At 61.1% G+C, this 17,504-nt stretch carries 17 protein-coding genes; 8 read left to right on the forward strand and 9 right to left on the reverse strand.

What is annotated here, in order from left to right; genetic code table 11:
• Window positions 1-96: 96 nt before the first annotated feature.
• From JV201_RS12195 to JV201_RS12215, 5 genes are all read right to left on the reverse strand, one after another.
• Complete coding sequence (locus JV201_RS12195; RefSeq protein ID WP_003211303.1) at window positions 97-1,101, reverse strand: ABC transporter substrate-binding protein; 1,005 nt, start codon at window positions 1,099-1,101, stop codon at window positions 97-99.
• 13 nt (window positions 1,102-1,114) lie between these two features.
• Window positions 1,115-2,458, reverse strand: a complete 1,344-nt coding sequence (locus tag JV201_RS12200; RefSeq protein WP_177055041.1) for an LLM class flavin-dependent oxidoreductase — start codon at window positions 2,456-2,458, stop codon at window positions 1,115-1,117.
• A gap of 13 nt (window positions 2,459-2,471) precedes the next feature.
• On the reverse strand, window positions 2,472-3,428 hold the full coding sequence (locus tag JV201_RS12205) for an ABC transporter substrate-binding protein (RefSeq protein ID WP_003211301.1): 957 nt from the start codon (window positions 3,426-3,428) through the stop codon (window positions 2,472-2,474).
• Window positions 3,429-3,530: 102 nt separating this feature from the next.
• Window positions 3,531-5,111 (reverse strand): rhodanese-related sulfurtransferase, encoded by a 1,581-nt coding sequence (locus tag JV201_RS12210; protein ID WP_219406977.1) that lies wholly within the window; start codon window positions 5,109-5,111, stop codon window positions 3,531-3,533.
• Window positions 5,108-5,731: a cysteine dioxygenase gene (locus JV201_RS12215; protein ID WP_008434600.1), complete on the reverse strand. Its 624-nt coding sequence runs from the start codon at window positions 5,729-5,731 to the stop codon at window positions 5,108-5,110. The genes JV201_RS12210 and JV201_RS12215 overlap by 4 nt, the downstream gene beginning before the upstream one ends.
• Window positions 5,732-5,951: 220 nt before the next feature.
• On the opposite strand from JV201_RS12215, the gene JV201_RS12220 reads away from it, so the two are divergent.
• Both JV201_RS12220 and JV201_RS12225 read left to right on the forward strand, forming a co-directional pair.
• Window positions 5,952-6,857 carry a LysR family transcriptional regulator gene (locus JV201_RS12220; protein WP_008434597.1) on the forward strand — a complete coding sequence of 302 codons (906 nt, stop codon included), beginning with the start codon at window positions 5,952-5,954 and terminating at the stop codon, window positions 6,855-6,857.
• 107 nt (window positions 6,858-6,964) lie between these two features.
• The gene (locus JV201_RS12225) at window positions 6,965-7,759 is read left to right on the forward strand and encodes a class II aldolase/adducin family protein (protein ID WP_219406978.1); all 795 of its coding nucleotides are present in this window, start codon (window positions 6,965-6,967) and stop codon (window positions 7,757-7,759) included.
• Between the two features lie 913 nt (window positions 7,760-8,672).
• Here JV201_RS12225 and JV201_RS12230 read toward each other — a convergent pair.
• Window positions 8,673-9,761 carry an LLM class flavin-dependent oxidoreductase gene (locus JV201_RS12230; protein ID WP_177022027.1) on the reverse strand — a complete coding sequence of 363 codons (1,089 nt, stop codon included), beginning with the start codon at window positions 9,759-9,761 and terminating at the stop codon, window positions 8,673-8,675.
• 250 nt (window positions 9,762-10,011) lie between these two features.
• Here JV201_RS12230 and JV201_RS12235 point away from each other — a divergent pair, with 250 nt between their 5' ends.
• The 4 genes from JV201_RS12235 to JV201_RS12250 all read left to right on the forward strand — a co-directional run bounded on the left by JV201_RS12235 (window position 10,012) and on the right by JV201_RS12250 (window position 13,319).
• Window positions 10,012-10,875 carry an ABC transporter permease gene (locus tag JV201_RS12235; RefSeq protein WP_219406979.1) on the forward strand — a complete coding sequence of 288 codons (864 nt, stop codon included), beginning with the start codon at window positions 10,012-10,014 and terminating at the stop codon, window positions 10,873-10,875.
• 1 nt (window position 10,876) lies between these two features.
• Window positions 10,877-11,644 carry an ABC transporter ATP-binding protein gene (locus tag JV201_RS12240; protein WP_008435484.1) on the forward strand — a complete coding sequence of 256 codons (768 nt, stop codon included), beginning with the start codon at window positions 10,877-10,879 and terminating at the stop codon, window positions 11,642-11,644.
• Window positions 11,637-12,626 carry an ABC transporter substrate-binding protein gene (locus JV201_RS12245; RefSeq protein ID WP_008435483.1) on the forward strand — a complete coding sequence of 330 codons (990 nt, stop codon included), beginning with the start codon at window positions 11,637-11,639 and terminating at the stop codon, window positions 12,624-12,626. Before JV201_RS12240 ends, JV201_RS12245 begins: the two co-directional genes overlap by 8 nt.
• Before the next feature lie 69 nt (window positions 12,627-12,695).
• Complete coding sequence (locus JV201_RS12250; protein WP_087694216.1) at window positions 12,696-13,319, forward strand: hypothetical protein; 624 nt, start codon at window positions 12,696-12,698, stop codon at window positions 13,317-13,319.
• Here JV201_RS12250 and JV201_RS12255 read toward each other — a convergent pair.
• The 3 genes from JV201_RS12255 to rfaH all read right to left on the reverse strand — a co-directional run bounded on the left by JV201_RS12255 (window position 13,271) and on the right by rfaH (window position 14,553).
• Window positions 13,271-13,618 carry a hypothetical protein gene (locus JV201_RS12255; protein WP_177008627.1) on the reverse strand — a complete coding sequence of 116 codons (348 nt, stop codon included), beginning with the start codon at window positions 13,616-13,618 and terminating at the stop codon, window positions 13,271-13,273. The two genes, JV201_RS12250 and JV201_RS12255, sit on opposite strands and share 49 nt — an antisense overlap.
• Window positions 13,615-13,923, reverse strand: coding sequence for a hypothetical protein (locus JV201_RS12260; RefSeq protein WP_023658750.1), 309 nt, complete (start codon window positions 13,921-13,923; stop codon window positions 13,615-13,617). Before JV201_RS12260 ends, JV201_RS12255 begins: the two co-directional genes overlap by 4 nt.
• Before the next feature lie 120 nt (window positions 13,924-14,043).
• The gene (gene rfaH / locus JV201_RS12265) at window positions 14,044-14,553 is read right to left on the reverse strand and encodes a transcription/translation regulatory transformer protein RfaH (protein ID WP_219406980.1); all 510 of its coding nucleotides are present in this window, start codon (window positions 14,551-14,553) and stop codon (window positions 14,044-14,046) included.
• Window positions 14,554-14,786: 233 nt separating this feature from the next.
• Here rfaH and JV201_RS12270 point away from each other — a divergent pair, with 233 nt between their 5' ends.
• Together JV201_RS12270 and JV201_RS12275 are read left to right on the forward strand one after the other, a co-directional pair.
• A complete protein-coding gene (locus JV201_RS12270; RefSeq protein WP_032899408.1) occupies window positions 14,787-15,227 on the forward strand; it encodes a low molecular weight protein-tyrosine-phosphatase in 441 nt (146 codons plus the stop codon).
• A gap of 45 nt (window positions 15,228-15,272) precedes the next feature.
• Window positions 15,273-17,501: a polysaccharide biosynthesis tyrosine autokinase gene (locus JV201_RS12275; protein WP_177028135.1), complete on the forward strand. Its 2,229-nt coding sequence runs from the start codon at window positions 15,273-15,275 to the stop codon at window positions 17,499-17,501.
• Window positions 17,502-17,504: the final 3 nt, after the last annotated feature.

The following is a 17,504-nucleotide window of genomic DNA, read 5'->3' on the forward strand; positions in this document are numbered from 1 at the left end:
AAAGCGGTGTGTCAGGTTGCACATCCGTTGGCTGATCCACCGCTTTCGCGAGCAAGCCCGCTCCCACATGGGTTATTCGGCGTTTTCGAAGGCGGGTTATATCGGCAGCAACTTGAACTGCCGGTCCCACAACGGGCTGACATCCAGCCGCTCGTTCAATACCCCGGCATTGAAGAACAGGTCCGCCACTTCCTGCTGCGAAGCGATGGCCTGGTCGTTCACCTCGATCACGCTGTAGGGCTGGCTGCGGTTGTTGTACACGTCGAGGAACACTGCCTTGTCCACACCGAGCAACTTCGCCGATTTTTCAGCCCACGGTTCAGGGTTGTTGTTCATCCATTCCAGCGTGCGCGCCTGGCGCTGCAAGTAATCCTGGATCGCCTGTTTGCGCAGCGGGTCTTCCAGGGCGGCGGGGCGGGCGCCGATCAGGTAGTTGCCGGAGAGGTAGCCGAGGGCGGTTTTCAATACCCGGGCGCCGCTGCGGAATTTCGCCAGCTGGATAAACACCCCGTAGATCACCCAAGCGTCCAGCTGGCCACTCTGGAACGCGCTGAAACCGTCCTGTGGCGTGAGTGCCACGGGGGTGATGTCGTTGAAGGTCAGCCCTTGCTCCTTCAAGGCCTTGATCAAGAAGTAGTGCGAAGTGGTGGAGCGCACATAGCCCACACGCTTGCCTTTCAACTGGGCGATGGATTCAATTTTCGACTCCTTGGGAATCAGGATCACCTGGTTATTCACGTCACCTTGCAGCACCGCAATCAGCTTCGGCTCGCGGTGGCTCTGGATCGAGAAGATCGGCGGGATCTCGCTCATGCCGCCAATGTCCAGGCTGCCGGAGGCCAGCGCTTCGACGATCAGGTTGCCGCCGGCGAACTCGGCGTAGTCGACTTTATAGGGCGTGTTGGAAGTGCCGGCGTCGTCGGTGAAGTACGAGTCCTGGCCACGGTAGGTGGCGACGGCCAGGGTCAGGTCCGAGAGCTTCGCAGGTGCAGCGAAAGCCCGGGGCACCAGCGAGGCGAGGCCCAGCGCGCCAAGGGCAATCGAACTGGCACCCAGGAAGCCGCGACGATTGAACTGTCCGTGTTTGATCGTGTTCGTCATGGTCGTGCCCTGGTCAGATGGCGATCTGCGTTGGTTGAGTTTCGAACGGGGTGCTGTAGCGGTTCGCCGGCACGTCCAGGCCAAGGTTTTCCCGCAGGGTGGCGCCGCTGTATTCGCTGCGCAACAGCCCGCGTTGTTGCAGCACCGGCACTACCAGCTCGGTGAAGTACTGCAAGCCGTCCGGCAGCAGTGAATTGATGATGAAGCCGTCGGCCGCGCCGGCTTCGAACCAGGTCTGGATCGCGTCGGCGACCTGCTCCGGGGTGCCGACAAAATCGCGCTTGGGCCGGGAGAACCGCAGGGCCACTTCCCGCAGGGTCAGGCGTTCATCGCGGGCCAGTTGCTTGATGCGGTCGGAGCCGCCTTTCTGGCTGTTGGAGCCCAGGTCGCCGAGTTCCGGGAAGGGTTCGTCCAGCGGGTACTTGCTGAAATCGTGGTCGTTGAACGGGCGGCCCAGGGCGACGATTGCGTCCTCGACGGTCACCAGCTCCACAGCTTGCTGATAGCGGCTTTCCACCTCGGCTTCGTCGCGGCCAACAATCGGCCGGATGCCCGGCAGGATCGACAACTGATCAGCATCACGGCCAAAACTGCGGGCGCGTTTCTTCAAGTCCTGGGCGTAGGCTTTGGCTTCGTCGAAGGTCTCGGCATGGACAAAAATCGCGTCGCTGTTTTCGGCGGCAAAATTGCGCCCGTCCTCGGAAGTGCCCGCCTGGAAAATCACCGGCTGGCCCTGGCGCGAGCGGGCGATATTCAGCGGGCCCTTGACCGAGAAAAACTCGCCCTTGTGCCCCAATGCATGCAGCTTGCCGGGAGTGAAGAATTCGCCGCTTTGCTTGTTGTACGCAAAGGCATCGTCTTCCCAGGAATCCCACAGGCCCTTGACCACATTCACGTGCTCCCTGGCGATGCGGTAGCGCACGGCGTGGGGCGGGTGCTCGGCCTTGCCGAAGTTGTCGGCGGTGCCGCTGAGCCACGAAGTCACCACGTTCCAGCCGGCGCGGCCGCCGCTGATGTGGTCCAGGGAGGCGAACTGGCGTGCCACTTGGAACGGTTCGGTGTAGCTCACGGTGACGGTCGCCACCAGGCCGATGTTCGAGGTCAGGGCCGCCAGGGCCGAAAGAATGGTCAGTGGCTCAAAACGGTTGAGGTAGTGCGGGCTGGATTTTTCATGGATATGCAGGCTGTCGGCGATGAACACGAAGTCGAACTTCGCGCCTTCGGCCAGTTGCGTCTGATGCTTGTAGAACCCGAAGTTGACGCTGGCATTGGGTTGCGCCTGTGGGTGGCGCCATTCGCCCCAGCCGTGACCGACGCCGTGCACCATGGCACCGAGTTTCAGTTGGCGTTTGCTCATGTTCTCTCTCCTTTTAGCGGGAAGCCTGGGTAAGCGGGGCACGTTTGGCGTTGAAGCTTTTGTCGAAGCCTTGGGAGACGTCGATGTGTTTGGTCAGCAGGCCTTCGTCCTGATAGATGTCGGCGGTGGTTTGCAGGCCGCTGATCACCGAGTCGTCAATCGCCACCGGTTGCATATGGGTGGCGTTGGCCACGGCTACGTGCACCTCCAGCGGCAAGCCGGTGATTTTGGCCATGGCGGCGGCGAACGCCTGCGGGTGATCGTTGCTCCAGCGGTAGGCGCGGTCGACCCGGGCCACGAAGTCGTCCAGCTGCACGCGCTTGTCGGCAATCGCCTTGCTGGTGGCGGCGAGGTACAGGTGATTGCTCAGCAGGTTGTTGCCGCTGGCAAGGACCCTTGCCTGGCTCTGGCTGGTGACCACGGTGGTATAGGGGTCCCAGGTCGACCAGGCATCGGCGGTGCCGTTATCCAGCACCAGCCGTGACTCGCTGGGCAGCAGGAAGATGAACTGCACGTCGTGGGTGGAAAGGCCGGCGCTGCGCAGCGCCTTGATCGCCAGGAAGTGCCCGATGGAGCCGCGGGTGGTGACGATGCGCTTGCCCTTGAGGTCGGCAAGATCGTGGATCGGGGAGTCTTTCGGAACAATCAGCGCGGTGGTGTTGCGGCCTTCGGCGTGGATGATGCTCACCACCTTCAGCGGTGCTCCGGCACCGAGGGCGAACACGTAGGGCGCATCCCCCAGCGCGCCGATGTCCACGGCCCCGGCGTTGAGGGCTTCGCCCAGCGGTGCGGCGGCGGGGAACTCGGACCACTGGATTTCGTAGGGCACATCCCGGGTTTCGCCGGCGACTTCCAGCAGCGCCTTGATGGTGGATTTCTGGTTGGCCACTCGCAGGGGCTGCAGGTCGGCGGCCTGGCAAGTCGCCCCCAGGGTGAGGGCGGCCAGTAAAAGGGCAAGGGTAAAGCGCATCAGGCGGGCTCCAGGCTAGGTCTTGCGTTCAGTCGCCTCCGCCTGGAGAAGGGGTCGGCTGGCAGTGGGAAGAGGAGCGAGCGGACTCGCTCCTGGGGGTGTTCAGATCACATAAAACCCGTGGGTGCCGTCGCGGGCCAGCTGGTCCACCAGGCCGAACTCCCAGTCGAGGTAGGCCTGCATGGCTTCCTTCGGATTGTCGGTGCCTTCGTACGGGCGGCGGTAGCGGTCGATGCGCGGTGAAGCGAGGCGGGTCTCGCCTTCCTCCAGCGGCAGTTGCGCGGCGATCCAGCTGGCAGTGCCGTCCTGCAGCAGGAACACGGGCTTGCCGGTCAGCGCTTCGACTTGCGCCACCGCGAGGCGCGCCAGCTGGCTGCTGCCACAGGTCAACACGTAGCGTTCGGCAGCAGGCACCTTGCGCAAGGCTTCGGGCAACTGCCCGCGCAACGCCCACCAGGCACCGGGAATGTGGCGCTTGACGTAGTTGGCGCTGGCGGTGAAATCCAGTACTGCGGTGCCGCCATGAGCCTGCCATTCGGCGAGGGTGTGCGGGCTGATGAGTTCGGCCTGTTGCGGCGCCGGGACGGGGGCAACCCAGGCCCCCGGTTCGCTGAAGTGCGCAGGTTGCAGGTCATCCAGCACATGCACTTCCCAACCCAGTTGTGCGAGCCAGGACGCAGACATATTGGCCCGCACGCCGTCGTCATCCACCAGTACCAGCCGGGCGCCGCGTACGCTGGCGACGTGATCGGTTTCCTGCACCAGTTGGCCGCCCGGTGTGGAGCGCGAGCCGGGCAGGTGGCCGGCTTCGAATTCTTCCGGGGTGCGTACGTCGAACAGGTAAGTGGTGCGCGCCGCTTCCTGCTGCCAGCGTTGCAGGTCGGCGAGGGTGGCGCGGCCTACGCGGGCCTTGTCGGCGACTTGGCGGGCGTCCCTGGCGGCGATCTGGCGGTGTTCTTCCGAGGTCGGCGCGAAGCGTCGAGCCTGGCCGTGTTGCAGCTTCTGCCCGGCCAGGGTCCAGCCGATGGTGCCGTTGCGCAGGGCAGACACCGGGTTGGCGATGCCGGCATTGATCAGCGACTGGGTGCCGATGATGCTGCGGGTACGCCCGGCGCAGTTGACGATAATGCGCGTGGCCGGGTCCGGTGCCAGCTCACGGGCGCGCAGCACCAGTTCGGCGCCGGGCACGCTGATGCCGGTGGGAATGCTCATGGTCTGGTATTCATCGAAGCGGCGGGCGTCGAGCACCACCACGTCGGCGTTGCTGTCGAGCAACGCCTGCACTTCTTCAGCCGCCAGCGACGGTGTGTGGCGCTGGCTTTCCACCAGCTCGCCAAAGGATTTGCTTGGCACGTTGACGTCGATAAACAGCTCGCCACCGGCGCTGCGCCAACCGTCCAGGCCGCCTTCCAGCAGGCTGACCTCGGTATAGCCGAGCGCCTGCAAGCGCTGGGCGGCGATCTGTGCCAGGCCTTCACCGTTGTCGTACACCGTCACCTGGGTATCCCGGCGTGGGATGCGTGAATACACTTCCAGTTCCAGTTTCGACAGCGGGATATTCGCGGCGAACAGCGGGTGGGATTCGGCGAAAGGCGCTTCCTCGCGCACATCCACAAGGGCGACTTCTTCACGGTCCAGCAGGGCCTGGCGAATCTGGGCGAAGCTGCGGTTCGATACAGTCATGGGGCAGGGCTCTCTTTGGACAGGGCGTCTTTGGACAAATCCCAGATGTTCGGGAGAAAAGCGTTGGAATAACCGGAGATAAACAGTTTCTCGCTGCCGTCCGGCTGGTACACGGCGCGGCGCACCGCACCGATGTTGGCGCCATACACATGAATGCTGATGGACACCTGGTCACTGAAGGCATTGCTGACTTGATGGATGTCACCGATCTTCGGCGACACGGCTTCCACCTGGCCGGGTTCCAGCTGGATGCGCTTGCCGTCGGCGACCAGTGCGCCCTCGGCGTTACGCTCAAAGCCCTGGGAATACTCGGAACCGCGCAGCATGCCGATCAGCCCCCACACGCGATGGTCATGGATCGGCGTGGTCTGCCCCGGCCCCCACACAAAGCTGACGATGCTGAAGCGCTGGCGCGAATCGGCGTGCAGCAGGAATTGCTGATAACGCTCGGGGTCGGGTTGGGCAAACTCGTCCGGCAGCCAGTCATCGTGGCTGACCAGTTGCGCCAGCAGCTTGCCGCCGCGGTGCAGCAGGTCGCCTTCGCGAGGGTTGCCGTCGATCAATTCCGCCAGGGCGCCAATGAATGCTCTGAGTCTCTCCGGGTGTCGGGCCTGGGTCATGACAATTCCATCGTGGGTGGTTCGTGGTGATGGGTTTATCTAAGCATAATGTTTATAGTTAATATGCTATTTTTTAATGATTAGGTTATAGCGGAAAGTAATTTAGAACCGGTTTGAATAGCGTTAGACGTTATCGATCCGGGGGTTGGGCTATCCAGCCACCGTTTATGGAACTATGCTTTTCACACATCTTAATGACTGTTCTCTATGTGCGGCCCAAATGAAAATTGACGATATCGATGCCTTTGTCGAAGTGATTCGTTGCCAGTCCATCAGCCATGCCGCCGAGTCGCTGCAACTGACCCAGCCGGCCATTACCCGTCGCGTGCAGAACTTCGAGCAGGCGCTGGGGGTGGAGTTGTTCGACCGCAACACCAAGCCGCTCAAGCCTACTTTGATCGGTACGCGGGTGTATGAACAGTGCCGTTCGATCCTTCGGGAAATGGACGCCCTGCGTGAACTGGTGGCCACCGACGCGCCGCCCACCGGCCTGCTGCGCCTGGGGGTGCCGCAGACCATTGGCGACGTGGTGTTGCTGGACGCCCTCAAGCACCTGCGCAGTGAATTCCCCGAGCTGCGGGCCCAGGTGGCTACCGGCTGGGGCAGCCAACTGGTGGGCAAGATCGAGCGCGGCGAACTGGACGCGGCGGCGGCGCTGTTTCCGGCGGGCAAGATCTTCCCGGACAACATCGTCGGCGAGTCCATCGGCAAGATGGAACTGGTGGTGGTGTGTGCCAAGGCCCAACTGCCGAAGAAGCCCTGCAAGCTGGCGGACGTGTACCAGAATGGCTGGATCCTGAACCCGGATGGCTGCGGTTTCCGTGCCGGGTTGCAACGCACCCTGTCGGACCAGGGCCTGGCGTTGCGGGTCAACCTGGAGACCTTCGGCACCGAGCTGCAACTGGGCCTGGTGGCTGACGGCCTGGGCCTCGGCCTGGTGCCACGCCCGCTGCTGGAGCGCAGTGCCCATCGCGATCAACTGGCGGCCATGCCACTGAAGGACTTCAAGCCGGTGATGGACCTGTGGCTGATCTACCCGCATTTCCTGGGCAACCTGCAAGGGCCGGTGGACGCGTTTGGCAAGCTGGTGGCGGCGTCGTTGCACAAGGTGCGCAATGCGGCGTGATATGAAAAAAAATAATAATTAGCTTAGATTAAAATGTGCTTTTTATTATTTTTGGTCATCCCCTAGGCTTGCCTGGAAGTCCTTAAGGCCATCCAGGAAGTTTTGCCATGAGCAGCGTCACCTCGATCTCCAGTGTCTCGAACAACGTCCGCCAGCGGGTTACCCCGGAAGAGTGGGAGGTGCGCGTTAAACTTGCGGCGGCCTATCGGCTGGCGGCCTTGTACAAGTGGACCGACCACATCTACACGCACTTCTCCGCCCGGGTGCCGGGGCCTGAGGAGCATTTCCTGATCAATGCCTACGGGCTGTTGTTCGATGAGATCAGCGCTTCGAATCTGGTCAAGGTGGATATCGACGGCACGATTGTCGATGACCCTACGGGCCTGGGGATCAACTATGCGGGCTATGTGATCCACAGCGCTATCCATGCGGCTCGCCACGATTTGCAGGCCGTGCTGCATACGCATACGCGCGACGGTATTGCGGTGTCGGCGCAGAAGGACGGGTTGTTGCCGATCTCCCAGCATTCCATCGGGTTTTCCGGGCGCGTTGCGTACCACGGGTATGAAGGTGTGGCCCTTGACCTGGATGAGCGTGAGCGGTTGGTGGCGGACCTGGGGGACAAGAGTGTGATGATCTTGCGCAACCATGGATTGCTGACGGCGGGGGTGAGTGTGGAGCATGCGTTCCAGCAGCTGCAGGGGCTGGAGCGGGCGTGCAATATCCAGATTGCGGCGCAGGCGGGGGGAAATGCCGAGTTGATCTTTCCGCCGGCGGAGGTGGTGGCCAAGGTGGAGAAGCAGGCAGAAGTGTTCAAGAGCGGGGATGGGCCGGGGGTGGCGCGGCACTGGGATGCGTTGATTCGGCAATTGGAGCGTACGGATACTGATTACAAACTTTGACGTTGTGGGTTTGGTATTTACGCTTGGTTGTGGGTGTATATCCGTTATTTAGGTAACGGCCACTATTGGTTCCGCTCTTACAGCGGCTCACTTTTGAACAGCGCAAAAGTAAGCAAAACGCTCTTGCCCCACCACTCGGCACCTCGCCTAGGCTCGGTGTGCCCTCACTCCGGCATTACTCCGCGGGCCGCCGCGACGGGGCGTCCCTGCCCCGTCGCGGCTAAACCGGCGTCCTGCCGGTTTACCCGCTCCGTAATACCTGCGTTCGGCCAGCGTGGTTTAACGGGGCGCCTAAGATCAAAATCAAGATCAAAAGCAGATCAAGAGCACAGCGGCCTACCGGCCGGCTTGAGTGTTTAAAAAGCCAAATCAAAAGCTAAAGCGGGCACGGTCCACTGTAGGMGCTGGCTTGCCGGCGATGGCATCACCTCGGTGTACCTGCAAGACCGAGTTGCCTGCATCGCCGGCAAGCCAGCTCCTACAGAAAAACAGAACCACCCCCCCACAGAAAAGCAGAGCTGCATCAGCTTCAGATTTGGCTTTCGCTCTGGATCTTGCCTTTGCTTTTAACACTCAAGCCGGCCGGGAGGCCGCTGTGCTGTTGCTTTTGATCTTGATCTGCGGGCCCCGTCAACCACGATGGCCGCAAGTAGGCACGGTGGAGCGGGTAAATCGGCAGGGAAGCCGATTTAGCCGCGCCGGGCCATGGATGGCCCGTCGCGGCGGCCCGCGGAGCCGTGCCGGAGTGCGGGCATGCCGAGCCTAGGCGAGGCACCGAGTGGTGGGGCAAAGACCTTTTGGTTACTTTTGGCTGGGCCGGCATTCCGGGCGTTTGCCAAAAGTGACCCGCTGTAAGAGCGGAACCATAAGCCGCCGTTACCGAAGAAACGGATATGTACTCGGTCCCCCTCCCTCAGGCCACTTTTCCAGCCGCCTGGCGCTCCCGCTCAGCCACCAACTGCCGAGTCAGCGGAATCAGCCTCTTCCCGTAATCAATAGCATCATTCAGCGGATCAAACCCACGAATCAAAAACGTCGTGATACCCAGGTCGTAATAATCCAGCAACGCCTCGGCCACTTGATCGGCCGTACCCACCAGCGATGTAGAGTTACCCTGGGCCCCCAGCAACCCCGCAATCCCGGTCCACAACCGCTTATCCAACCGCGACCCCTGGGCCGCCGCCGCCAACAGCCGCCGCGACCCCTCATTCGGCGGTTCACGCCTCACAAACCCATTCTTCTGCGCCAGCGCCGTCGCCTGCTCCAGGATGCGATCCGCACGCTCCCAAGCCAGCGCTTCAGTCTCTGCCAGAATCGGCCGCAACGACAAACTGAAGCGAACCGTACGCCCATGTTTGGCCGCCTCAGCCCGCACCTGGGCGACCACTTCCTTCACCTGCTCGTAGGTCTCACCCCACAGCGCATACACATCCGCATGCTTGCCCGCCACCGCAATGGCCGCCGCTGAAGACCCGCCAAAATACAACGGTATATGCGGCTGCTGTGGTGACTTCACCGTCGAAAACGCACCCTCGTACCGGTAGTAAGTGCCGTGATGGTCGAAGGGCTTTTCACTGGTCCATTCCTGCCGCACCACGCTCAAGTACTCGTCGGTGCGCGCATAACGCTCATCCTTGTCGATATGACTGCCATCGGCCCGCAGTTCACGGTCGTCGCCGCCGGTGATGATGTGCACCGCGGTGCGCCCGCCGTTGAACACATCCAGCGTGGCGAACTGCCGCGCAGCGAGGGTGGGTTGGACGAAGCCGGGCCGGTGGGCAATCAGGAACTGCAGCTTTTTCGTCACGCTGGCCGCATGGGCAGCGATCAACGTACTGTCCGGGCTGTTGGAATGGAAGGCCACCAGCGCGCGGTCGAAGCCGGCCTCTTCGTGGGCGCGGGCCACGGTCTCCACGTAGTCGGGCTGCAAGGTCGGGCCGCTGCGAGGGTGGATCTCGGAGGCGTGGTGGCCGCCGATATAGCCGATAAATTCGATGCTCATGGTCAGTCCTTGTTGAGGGCAGGAATAAAGCTGCTATCGAAAATAGGGGCCGCACCCGGGCCTGTAAAATGCCGATTGGTTCTATCCTAATTATAAAAATACAGAATCATATTTTTATATCGTTATCAGTAATACGCATTTTAATCGTATTAGGTTATTCCCAAATAGAATTTCACTGAGGTTTTTTATGCGAATAGCATGAAACCGCAGCGGCGCTCCTGGCCGTGTTCTTGATGAGGAAGGAAGCCCGATGACTGAAAAGTCCCTTAACGCCAGTTCGTTTTCCGTCGACAAGGCCGAGGGTCAAGCCGGCGTTGCGTCCCGCTTGATTCCGCGCTGGCTGCGCAACTGGCGCACCCCCGATGTGTTGCTGCGGCTGGTCAGCCCGATTGTGTTGCTGTTGCTGTGGGAAATGGCCTCCGAGCTGGGCTTGATCCCGGCACGGATCATCGCCGCGCCGTCTCAGATTGGCGGCACCCTGTGGGCAATGATCGTCTCCGGAGAGCTGGGCAAGCACCTGCTGGTGTCCCTGCAACGGGCGCTGCTGGGCTTGAGCATCGGCGTGAGTATCGGGGTGGTGGCCGCGTTGATCACCGGCCTGTCGAAGCGCGGCGAGGTAATCCTCGACTCACCGATGCAGATGCTGCGCACCATTCCTTCCCTGGCACTGGTGCCGTTGTTCATCCTCTGGTTTGGCATCGGCGAGTTCACCAAAATCGCACTTATCGTTACCGGCACCACCTTTCCGGTGTACCTCAACCTGTTCGCCGGCATCCGCAACATCGACCCCAAACTGATCGAGGCCGCCAACACCCTCGGCCTCAACCGTCGCGAGCTGATCTGGCACGTGATCCTGCCGGGCTCGTTGCCTTCGTTTTTTGTCGGCCTGCGCTATTCCCTGGGCATCTCCTGGCTGGCCCTGGTGTTTGTCGAGCAAATCAACACCACCGCCGGTATCGGCTACCTGGCCAGTGATGCGCGGGACTTCATGCGCACCGACGTGATCGTGATCTGCCTGTTGATCTATAGCGTGCTGGGCCTGCTGATCGACGGCTTGATCCGCACCCTGGAACGTTTTGCCCTGGCCTGGCGCCCATCGTTTGTGAGGAACTGACATGTCGATTCTCGAAGCTTCAACAGCACCGGTGCAGTTGCGCAATGTGGTGCGCCAGTTCGGCCAGCAGCGGGTCATCGACGGCCTGGACCTGGATATCGCCCCGGGGGAGTTCGTTGCGTTGCTGGGCGCCAGCGGGTCCGGCAAGACCACTTTGCTGCGCAGCCTCGCGGGCCTGGACAGCATCGACAGCGGCCAGTTGCGCGTGCCCAAGGCCCGGGCGGCGGTGTTCCAGGAGCCACGCCTGATGCCGTGGAAGCGCGCCTGGAAAAACGTGATTCTCGGCCTGCGGGTTCCCGACGCCAAGGCCCGTGCGGTGCAGGCGTTGACGGAAGTCGGGCTGGCCCATCGGCTGGAGGCGTACCCGGCGACCCTCTCCGGCGGCGAGGCCCAGCGCGTGGCATTGGCCCGCGGCCTGGTGCGCGAGCCCAAGCTGCTGTTGCTCGACGAACCGTTCGCCGCGCTGGATGCGCTGACCCGCATCAAGATGCATCGCCTGATCATCGAACTCTGGCGCAAACACACGCCGGCCGTGTTGCTGGTGACCCACGACGTCGACGAAGCGATCCTGCTGGCCGACCGCGTGATCGTGCTGGCGGAGGGCAAGATTGCCGAGCAACTGCGCATCGACCTGCCCCGTGCACGGGATACCGGCCAGGACGGTTTCCAGGCGATTCGCGCCCGCTTGCTGAGCCTGTTGGGGGTTGAAGTGGACGCCCCGGCCGCCCAGCCTGCGAACGCCAGCGTCAGGCGGTTTGCCCATGGTTGAATTCAGAACCCTTTGCCTGTTGGCGGCTGCACTGCTGATGGGCGGCTGCGACAAAGCCGCTGAAGCGCCGAAGTCAGCATCGGATCTGTCGGGTGTGACCTTGATCCTCGGTGACCAGGCCAAGGGCTTGCGCACGGTGGTGGAGGCCGCCCACGCCCTGGATGGCATCGACTACAAGGTCCAGTGGGCCAACTTCCAGGGCGCCGCGCCGCTGTTCGAGGCCTTGCGCGCCGGCGCCGTGGACCTCGGCCCGGCCGGGGATACACCGGTGCTGGCGGCTGCCACCGGAGGCACGCCGCTGCGTATCGTTGCGGTGCGCCGCAGTCAGGCGCGCAGCATTGCGATCCTGGTGCCGCCCGATTCACCGATCCACAGCGTGGCCGATCTGAAAGGACGCAATGTGGTGGTGTCGTCAGCCCGTGGGAGCATTTCCCAGTACCTGCTGATCCGCGCCCTGGCGAATGCCGGCGTGGATGAAAAGGACGTCAACGTCGGCTTCGTGCTGCCCACCGATGCATTACCTGCGTTCAACGCCGGCAAGATCGAAGCCTGGGCGACCTTCGGGGTGTACCAGGCGTTCGCCGAACAGCAGGGCGCGCGGGTGCTGATCAGCGGGGAGGGCATCAATACCGGCCTGACGTTTATTACCGCGTCCGATGAAGTGCTCAGCGACCCGCTCAAGCGCCAGGCGTTGCGTGACGTTTTGCAGCGGTTCGCCAAGGCTTTTGAATGGGCGCAGCAGAACCCCGAGGAATACGCACGGGTGTTTGCCACGGTCAACGATATCCCGCTCAAGGTTTCACAGTTGCTGCGCACATGGGGTGATGAGTCGCTGCTGCCGGTAGAGGAGCGGGATGTGCAGGCGTTGCAGCAGGTGGATGATTTGTTTGTGGAAAAGAAGATTTTCCCGCACCGGGTAGAGGTACGGAAACTGACGGATACCGAGGTGTTTTCGCCGCAATCGCTGGCTGGCGCGCCCTGAAGTCGTTGTGTTTTGCCCGGACCTGAGGTCTCATGGGTCCGGGAAAAACTTGCGGGTAGGAAACAGCACTTGATACGGGAAGAACTGGCGCAATATGGCGGTATCACCGTCATGATTCCGGCCGCAGTGGTGATCGCCGTCTGGCTCTGGTATTCCCGGCCCCAGGCGGTCAAGTGGTGGCTGATGACCATCGCCTGCACCTATTCCATCGTGGCGTTCAGCAAGTTGCTGTTCAAGGGCTGGGGCGTGGCGCTCCAGCAGCTGGATATTGCGGTGCTCAGCGGTCACGCCATGAATACGTCGTTGATGGTGCCCGTGGCGATGAGCCTGGTGGCGCGCCGGGTCAACCCCGAGTGGCGCTGGCCCGCAGCTATCGCCGGGATGTTGATCGCCGGCTGGTTCAGTGCTTATTGCGTGGCACCCTATATTCATCCACTCAACGAAGCACTGGCCGGTGGCTTTTTGGGCGGCATGGCGGCACTGGCGTTTCTGTGGCGCCTTGAGGTGGTTGAAGTGCGGGTTTCCCCATCGTTGATCGGTGGGGGAATGGTGATCCTGTTGTTAAGTGCGATGGCACCCAAGTACAACGCCGAGAAGCTGCTCAACCATGTGGCAGTGGCCGTATCAGGTGCCGACCAAGCCCATCAGGAGCCTTCCTGGCGGGCCTCTTCCATGCAGTTGAACGCCGAGTAAGTGGCCAGGTCCAGGGCCAGGTTACTTTCCACCAGCAGCTCCAGCAGCACCGTCTGGCAATTGAAGCGTCGGGCATCGCCACGGCGCTGCGAACGCTTCATCTGCTTGAACAGCGTGTCGGTTATGTCCTGCGGTGAGTTGCCGCGCAACTGATCCAGCCAGTGGGACATGATCCGGGTGTTGCGCGCATATTGCTCCGCCGGCAGTTGTTCGTGCGGTGCCAGGCCCACGAAACCTTCAAACGTGTTCGTCAGCCTTTTCAAGGCGTAGGCCCGTTTCAGATCCTCATAAATGCTCATGGCCGCTCCTCGGTGCAGGAAATATTCGCCAATAGTTCGGCCGTCTTCATTTGCATCAGGTGGCTGTCGCCGCGGCTCTCCACGCACAGGCAGATGGACAGGGGATTGCTCACCTGCAACTTGAAGCGCCAGTCGGCAAACACCATTGAAAGCCCGGTACAGGATTCGTCACTGTCCAGGGAATGGCCGGCGTATAACACCTGCATGCGTTCTACAACGGTGGTTGAACTATTAACCTTGACGTGAATGTTTCCCGAAGAAGGAAACAGGCCGATACGCTCTACCAATAGCTTTGAACTTTTCATGGCCGTCCCTCGCTGTTAATTCACGTATTACTTTATTCTCAAGAGGTGAAAAAGTAAGCGGATGTTATTTTTAGTCTGTTATTAAGTTGAATGTTATTTCTTGTCTGTTCAGCGCCGCTATCAGTCACTTCTTTGCACTCGGCTGATTTCTGCCAATGGCAAGTTGATGCGTTGTTCCCGTTGCAGGAAGTTCATCAGCAACACCACCCGTTCCTCACCGTCCATGGCCAGGAAGACCGCTTCAAGTTCGGCAAACGGCCCTTCATTGATGCGCACGCTTTCGCCGGGCTGCAACAGGGCGCTCACCACGGCCTTGTGGTCCCGCTCCTGGAGTTCGTCCACCAGCGTGTCGCTGATGGGCAACGGGTGCGCGCCGAATGCCACCACCCGCGACACACCGCGGGTCGAGCGCAGTGAGCTCCAGCTGTCCTGCTGGCTCATTTGAATAAACAGATAGCCGGGGAACAACGATTCACGGGTGGTCCTGCGCTGGCCCTTCAACAGCCGTTCGCGTTTATAGGTAGACCGGAAGCAGGTATAGCCCTGGCGCTGGAGGTGCTCCTCGGCGCGCTCGTCCTGCCGGGATTTGCACTGGACCAGGTACCAGGCTTTGTTGGCATTTGCGCTCATGGGCGTTCCTCTTCCTATATTAGGGCGATACGTGACAAGGCTGTAATTTAAAGCCGATGGGAGTGACGAAGTAATGAACGTTATAAATTGTCGGTTTGAAGGCGGTGGTTGTTATTTTTCGTCCGGAGATAATTTTGGGGGAAGTAAGGGTTACGTGTTAATAAATACTGCCGTGAAGTAATGAAGTTGAAGAGGTTGCTTCATGGGGTAATGGATGGCCCGGGGATAGTGCCTTGTTTAAAAGAGTGTTGATTGTCTGTATTGGCAATATTTGCCGTAGTCCCACCGCGGAAAGTCTTTTGCGTGGGGCACTCCCGTGCTCCGATATCAAGATCAGTTCTGCAGGTATTGCCGCGTTGGTCGGCAAGCCGATTGAAACCACCGCCCGTGCGGTACTCGAAGCCCACGGTCATCCGGCCGACAAGCACCAGGCCACCCAGTTGGCGCCACAGGCGATCAGTGAAGCCGACCTGATCCTGGTCATGGAACGACAGCACATCAATGCCGTACTCAGCATGGCGCCCGAGGCACGAGGCAAGGTCTTGCTGCTGGGCAAATGGCAAAACGAGCGAGAGATCAGCGACCCGTACCGTCAAGGCAAGGCCGCGTTTGTGCACGCTTATGCGTTGATCGAAGAAGCTGTAAACGCATGGGCGCAGCGTCTTGCACGCTGATCGCCACTACTTTTTGAATCGAAATAAAGGCTAAGAATCCGACTTATGCAGCAAACGCCAGCAGTCACCGTACAGGAAGACGATAACGGGGAGATTGATCTCCTCGGTCTGTTTGGAACACTGATCGACCATAAATGGCTGATCGCTGCGGTGACCGGTGCCTTTATGGTCACTGGCGCCGCCTATGCGGTGCTGGCAACCCCGGTCTACCAGGCGAATGCCCTGCTGCAGGTCGAAGCGAAAAAGAACGACTTGCTGGGCTTCTCGGACATCGGCGGGATGCTGGGCAAGGAGTCGCCGTCGGCCACCGAGATCGAGCTGATCCAGTCCCGCTACGTGATTGGCAAAACCGTCGACAACCTGAAACTCGATATCGTCGTACAGCCGATGTACTTCCCGGTGGTGGGTGAGTTCCTGGCGCGCCGCTTCCAGAAGGCCAACCCCGGTGCAATCGCCGAGCCGCTGCTGGGCCTGGACGGCTTCGCCTGGGGCGGCGAGTCGCTGAAGATCTTCAAGCTGGACCTGCCCGACGGGCAATTGGGCAAGAAGCTGACCCTGACCGTGGGTGAAAACGCGCACTACACCCTGGTGGATGAAGATGACCAGGTGCTGGCGGCCGGCGAGGCCGGGCAGCCGTTCGAGCAAAATGGCGTGGCATTCCAGATTGAAGAACTGCGCGCCAAGCCCGGCACGCGTTTCCGGGTGATCCGCAATGCGCGACTGACCAGCATCCTCGACTATCAGGAAAACCTGGATGTGGTCGAGCGAGGGAAGGAGTCGGGCATGATCGGCCTGGCGCTGGAAAGCACCGAGCCGGACCAGGCGATCAAAATCCTCAATCAGATCGCGGCGATCTACGTGCGGCAGAACGTGGAGCGCACCTCGGCTGAGGCGGCGCAAAGCCTGGCGTTTCTCAAGGAGCAACTGCCGGAGGTCAAGAAGGACCTGGAAAAAGCCGGGAAGGCCTTGAATGAATACCAGACCCGCAGCAAGTCGGTGGACATCACCCTGGAAACCAAGGCGATTCTCGACCAGATCGTGGGCCTCGATACCAGCATCTCCGAGCTGAAGCTGCAACAGGCCGAGATGGACCGCAAGTTCACCCGCCAGCATCCCGCGTATCGCGCATTGCTGACCCAGATCGGCGAGCTGACCAGCAAGCAGCAGAGCCTGGCGAGCCGGGTCGAGAGCCTGCCTTCCACCCAGCAGGAACTGCTGAGCCTCACCCGGGATGTCGAGGTCGGCACGGCCATTTACACCCAGTTGCTCAACAAGTCCCAGGAACTCGATGTGATGCGCGCGGGCACCGTGGGCAACGTGCGCCTGATCGACACCGCAGACGTCAATTTCTTCAAGCCGATCAAGCCGAAAAAGATCCTCATCGTGCTGATCGCGACGCTGCTGGGCGGCTTCCTGGCGGTGACGCTGGTGCTGCTGCGCAAGGCGCTGAACCGTGGCCTGGAAAGCCCCGAGGCCATCGAGCAACTGGGCTTGCCGGTGTACGCGTCGATTCCGTACAGCACGCTGCAAAAGGTCGAAGAAGACAAAATCAGCCGCGGGCGTGGGCGTGCCGATGCCGGTTCTTCATTGCTGGCCATCAGTCACCCCACGGACCTGGCAGTGGAGGCCTTGCGCAGTTTGCGCACCAGTTTGCACTTCGCGATGCTCGAGGCGCCGAATAACCGGATCATGATTTCCGGCCCCAGCCCCGAGGTGGGTAAAACCTTTGTCTCGGTGAACCTGGCGGCGGTCATCGCGCAAACCGGGCAGCGCGTGTTGTTGATTGACGTGGATATGCGACGGGGCTACCTGCACAAAGTGCTGGGTGTGCCGGCCAAGGATGGGCTTTCCGACATCCTCTCCAATCAATGCACCCTTGAATCCGCCATCCACAAAACCGGCATTGAAAACCTCGACATCATCAGCCGCGGGCAAATACCGCCGAATCCTTCCGAGCTGCTGATGCACCGCAACCTGACCGAGCTGTTGGCGCAGGTCAGCGAACGGTATGACCTGGTGATTCTGGATACGCCACCGCTCTTGGCCGTGACCGACGCAGCCATCGTGGGACGGCAATCGGGGACCAACCTGATCGTCACCCGCTATGGCTTGAACCCGGCAAAAGAGATCGAGCACACCATGCGCCGATTTGCCCAGAACGGCATCGTGCTCAGAGGCGCGATCTTCAACGGCGTTGAAAAGAAAGCGTCGGCCAAATATGGCTACGGCAACTACGGGTATTACCAGTACGAGTACCAGGCTGATCGGAGCTGATTC

Source organism: Pseudomonas sp. Colony2 (genome assembly GCF_019382755.1).
GTDB lineage: Bacteria > Pseudomonadota > Gammaproteobacteria > Pseudomonadales > Pseudomonadaceae > Aquipseudomonas.

What these genes read in the sequence shown, in the direction of transcription:
- JV201_RS12195 (WP_003211303.1), bottom strand. Translation starts at nt 1,101, where the DNA reads ATGACGAACACGATCAAACACGGACAGTTCAATCGTCGCGGCTTCCTG.
- JV201_RS12200 (WP_177055041.1), bottom strand. Translation starts at nt 2,458, where the DNA reads ATGAGCAAACGCCAACTGAAACTCGGTGCCATGGTGCACGGCGTCGGT.
- JV201_RS12205 (WP_003211301.1), bottom strand. Translation starts at nt 3,428, where the DNA reads ATGCGCTTTACCCTTGCCCTTTTACTGGCCGCCCTCACCCTGGGGGCG.
- JV201_RS12210 (WP_219406977.1), bottom strand. Translation starts at nt 5,111, where the DNA reads ATGACTGTATCGAACCGCAGCTTCGCCCAGATTCGCCAGGCCCTGCTG.
- JV201_RS12215 (WP_008434600.1), bottom strand. Translation starts at nt 5,731, where the DNA reads ATGACCCAGGCCCGACACCCGGAGAGACTCAGAGCATTCATTGGCGCC.
- JV201_RS12220 (WP_008434597.1), top strand. Translation starts at nt 5,952, where the DNA reads ATGAAAATTGACGATATCGATGCCTTTGTCGAAGTGATTCGTTGCCAG.
- JV201_RS12225 (WP_219406978.1), top strand. Translation starts at nt 6,965, where the DNA reads ATGAGCAGCGTCACCTCGATCTCCAGTGTCTCGAACAACGTCCGCCAG.
- JV201_RS12230 (WP_177022027.1), bottom strand. Translation starts at nt 9,761, where the DNA reads ATGAGCATCGAATTTATCGGCTATATCGGCGGCCACCACGCCTCCGAG.
- JV201_RS12235 (WP_219406979.1), top strand. Translation starts at nt 10,012, where the DNA reads ATGACTGAAAAGTCCCTTAACGCCAGTTCGTTTTCCGTCGACAAGGCC.
- JV201_RS12240 (WP_008435484.1), top strand. Translation starts at nt 10,877, where the DNA reads ATGTCGATTCTCGAAGCTTCAACAGCACCGGTGCAGTTGCGCAATGTG.
- JV201_RS12245 (WP_008435483.1), top strand. Translation starts at nt 11,637, where the DNA reads ATGGTTGAATTCAGAACCCTTTGCCTGTTGGCGGCTGCACTGCTGATG.
- JV201_RS12255 (WP_177008627.1), bottom strand. Translation starts at nt 13,618, where the DNA reads ATGAGCATTTATGAGGATCTGAAACGGGCCTACGCCTTGAAAAGGCTG.
- JV201_RS12260 (WP_023658750.1), bottom strand. Translation starts at nt 13,923, where the DNA reads ATGAAAAGTTCAAAGCTATTGGTAGAGCGTATCGGCCTGTTTCCTTCT.
- rfaH (WP_219406980.1), bottom strand. Translation starts at nt 14,553, where the DNA reads ATGAGCGCAAATGCCAACAAAGCCTGGTACCTGGTCCAGTGCAAATCC.
- JV201_RS12275 (WP_177028135.1), top strand. Translation starts at nt 15,273, where the DNA reads ATGCAGCAAACGCCAGCAGTCACCGTACAGGAAGACGATAACGGGGAG.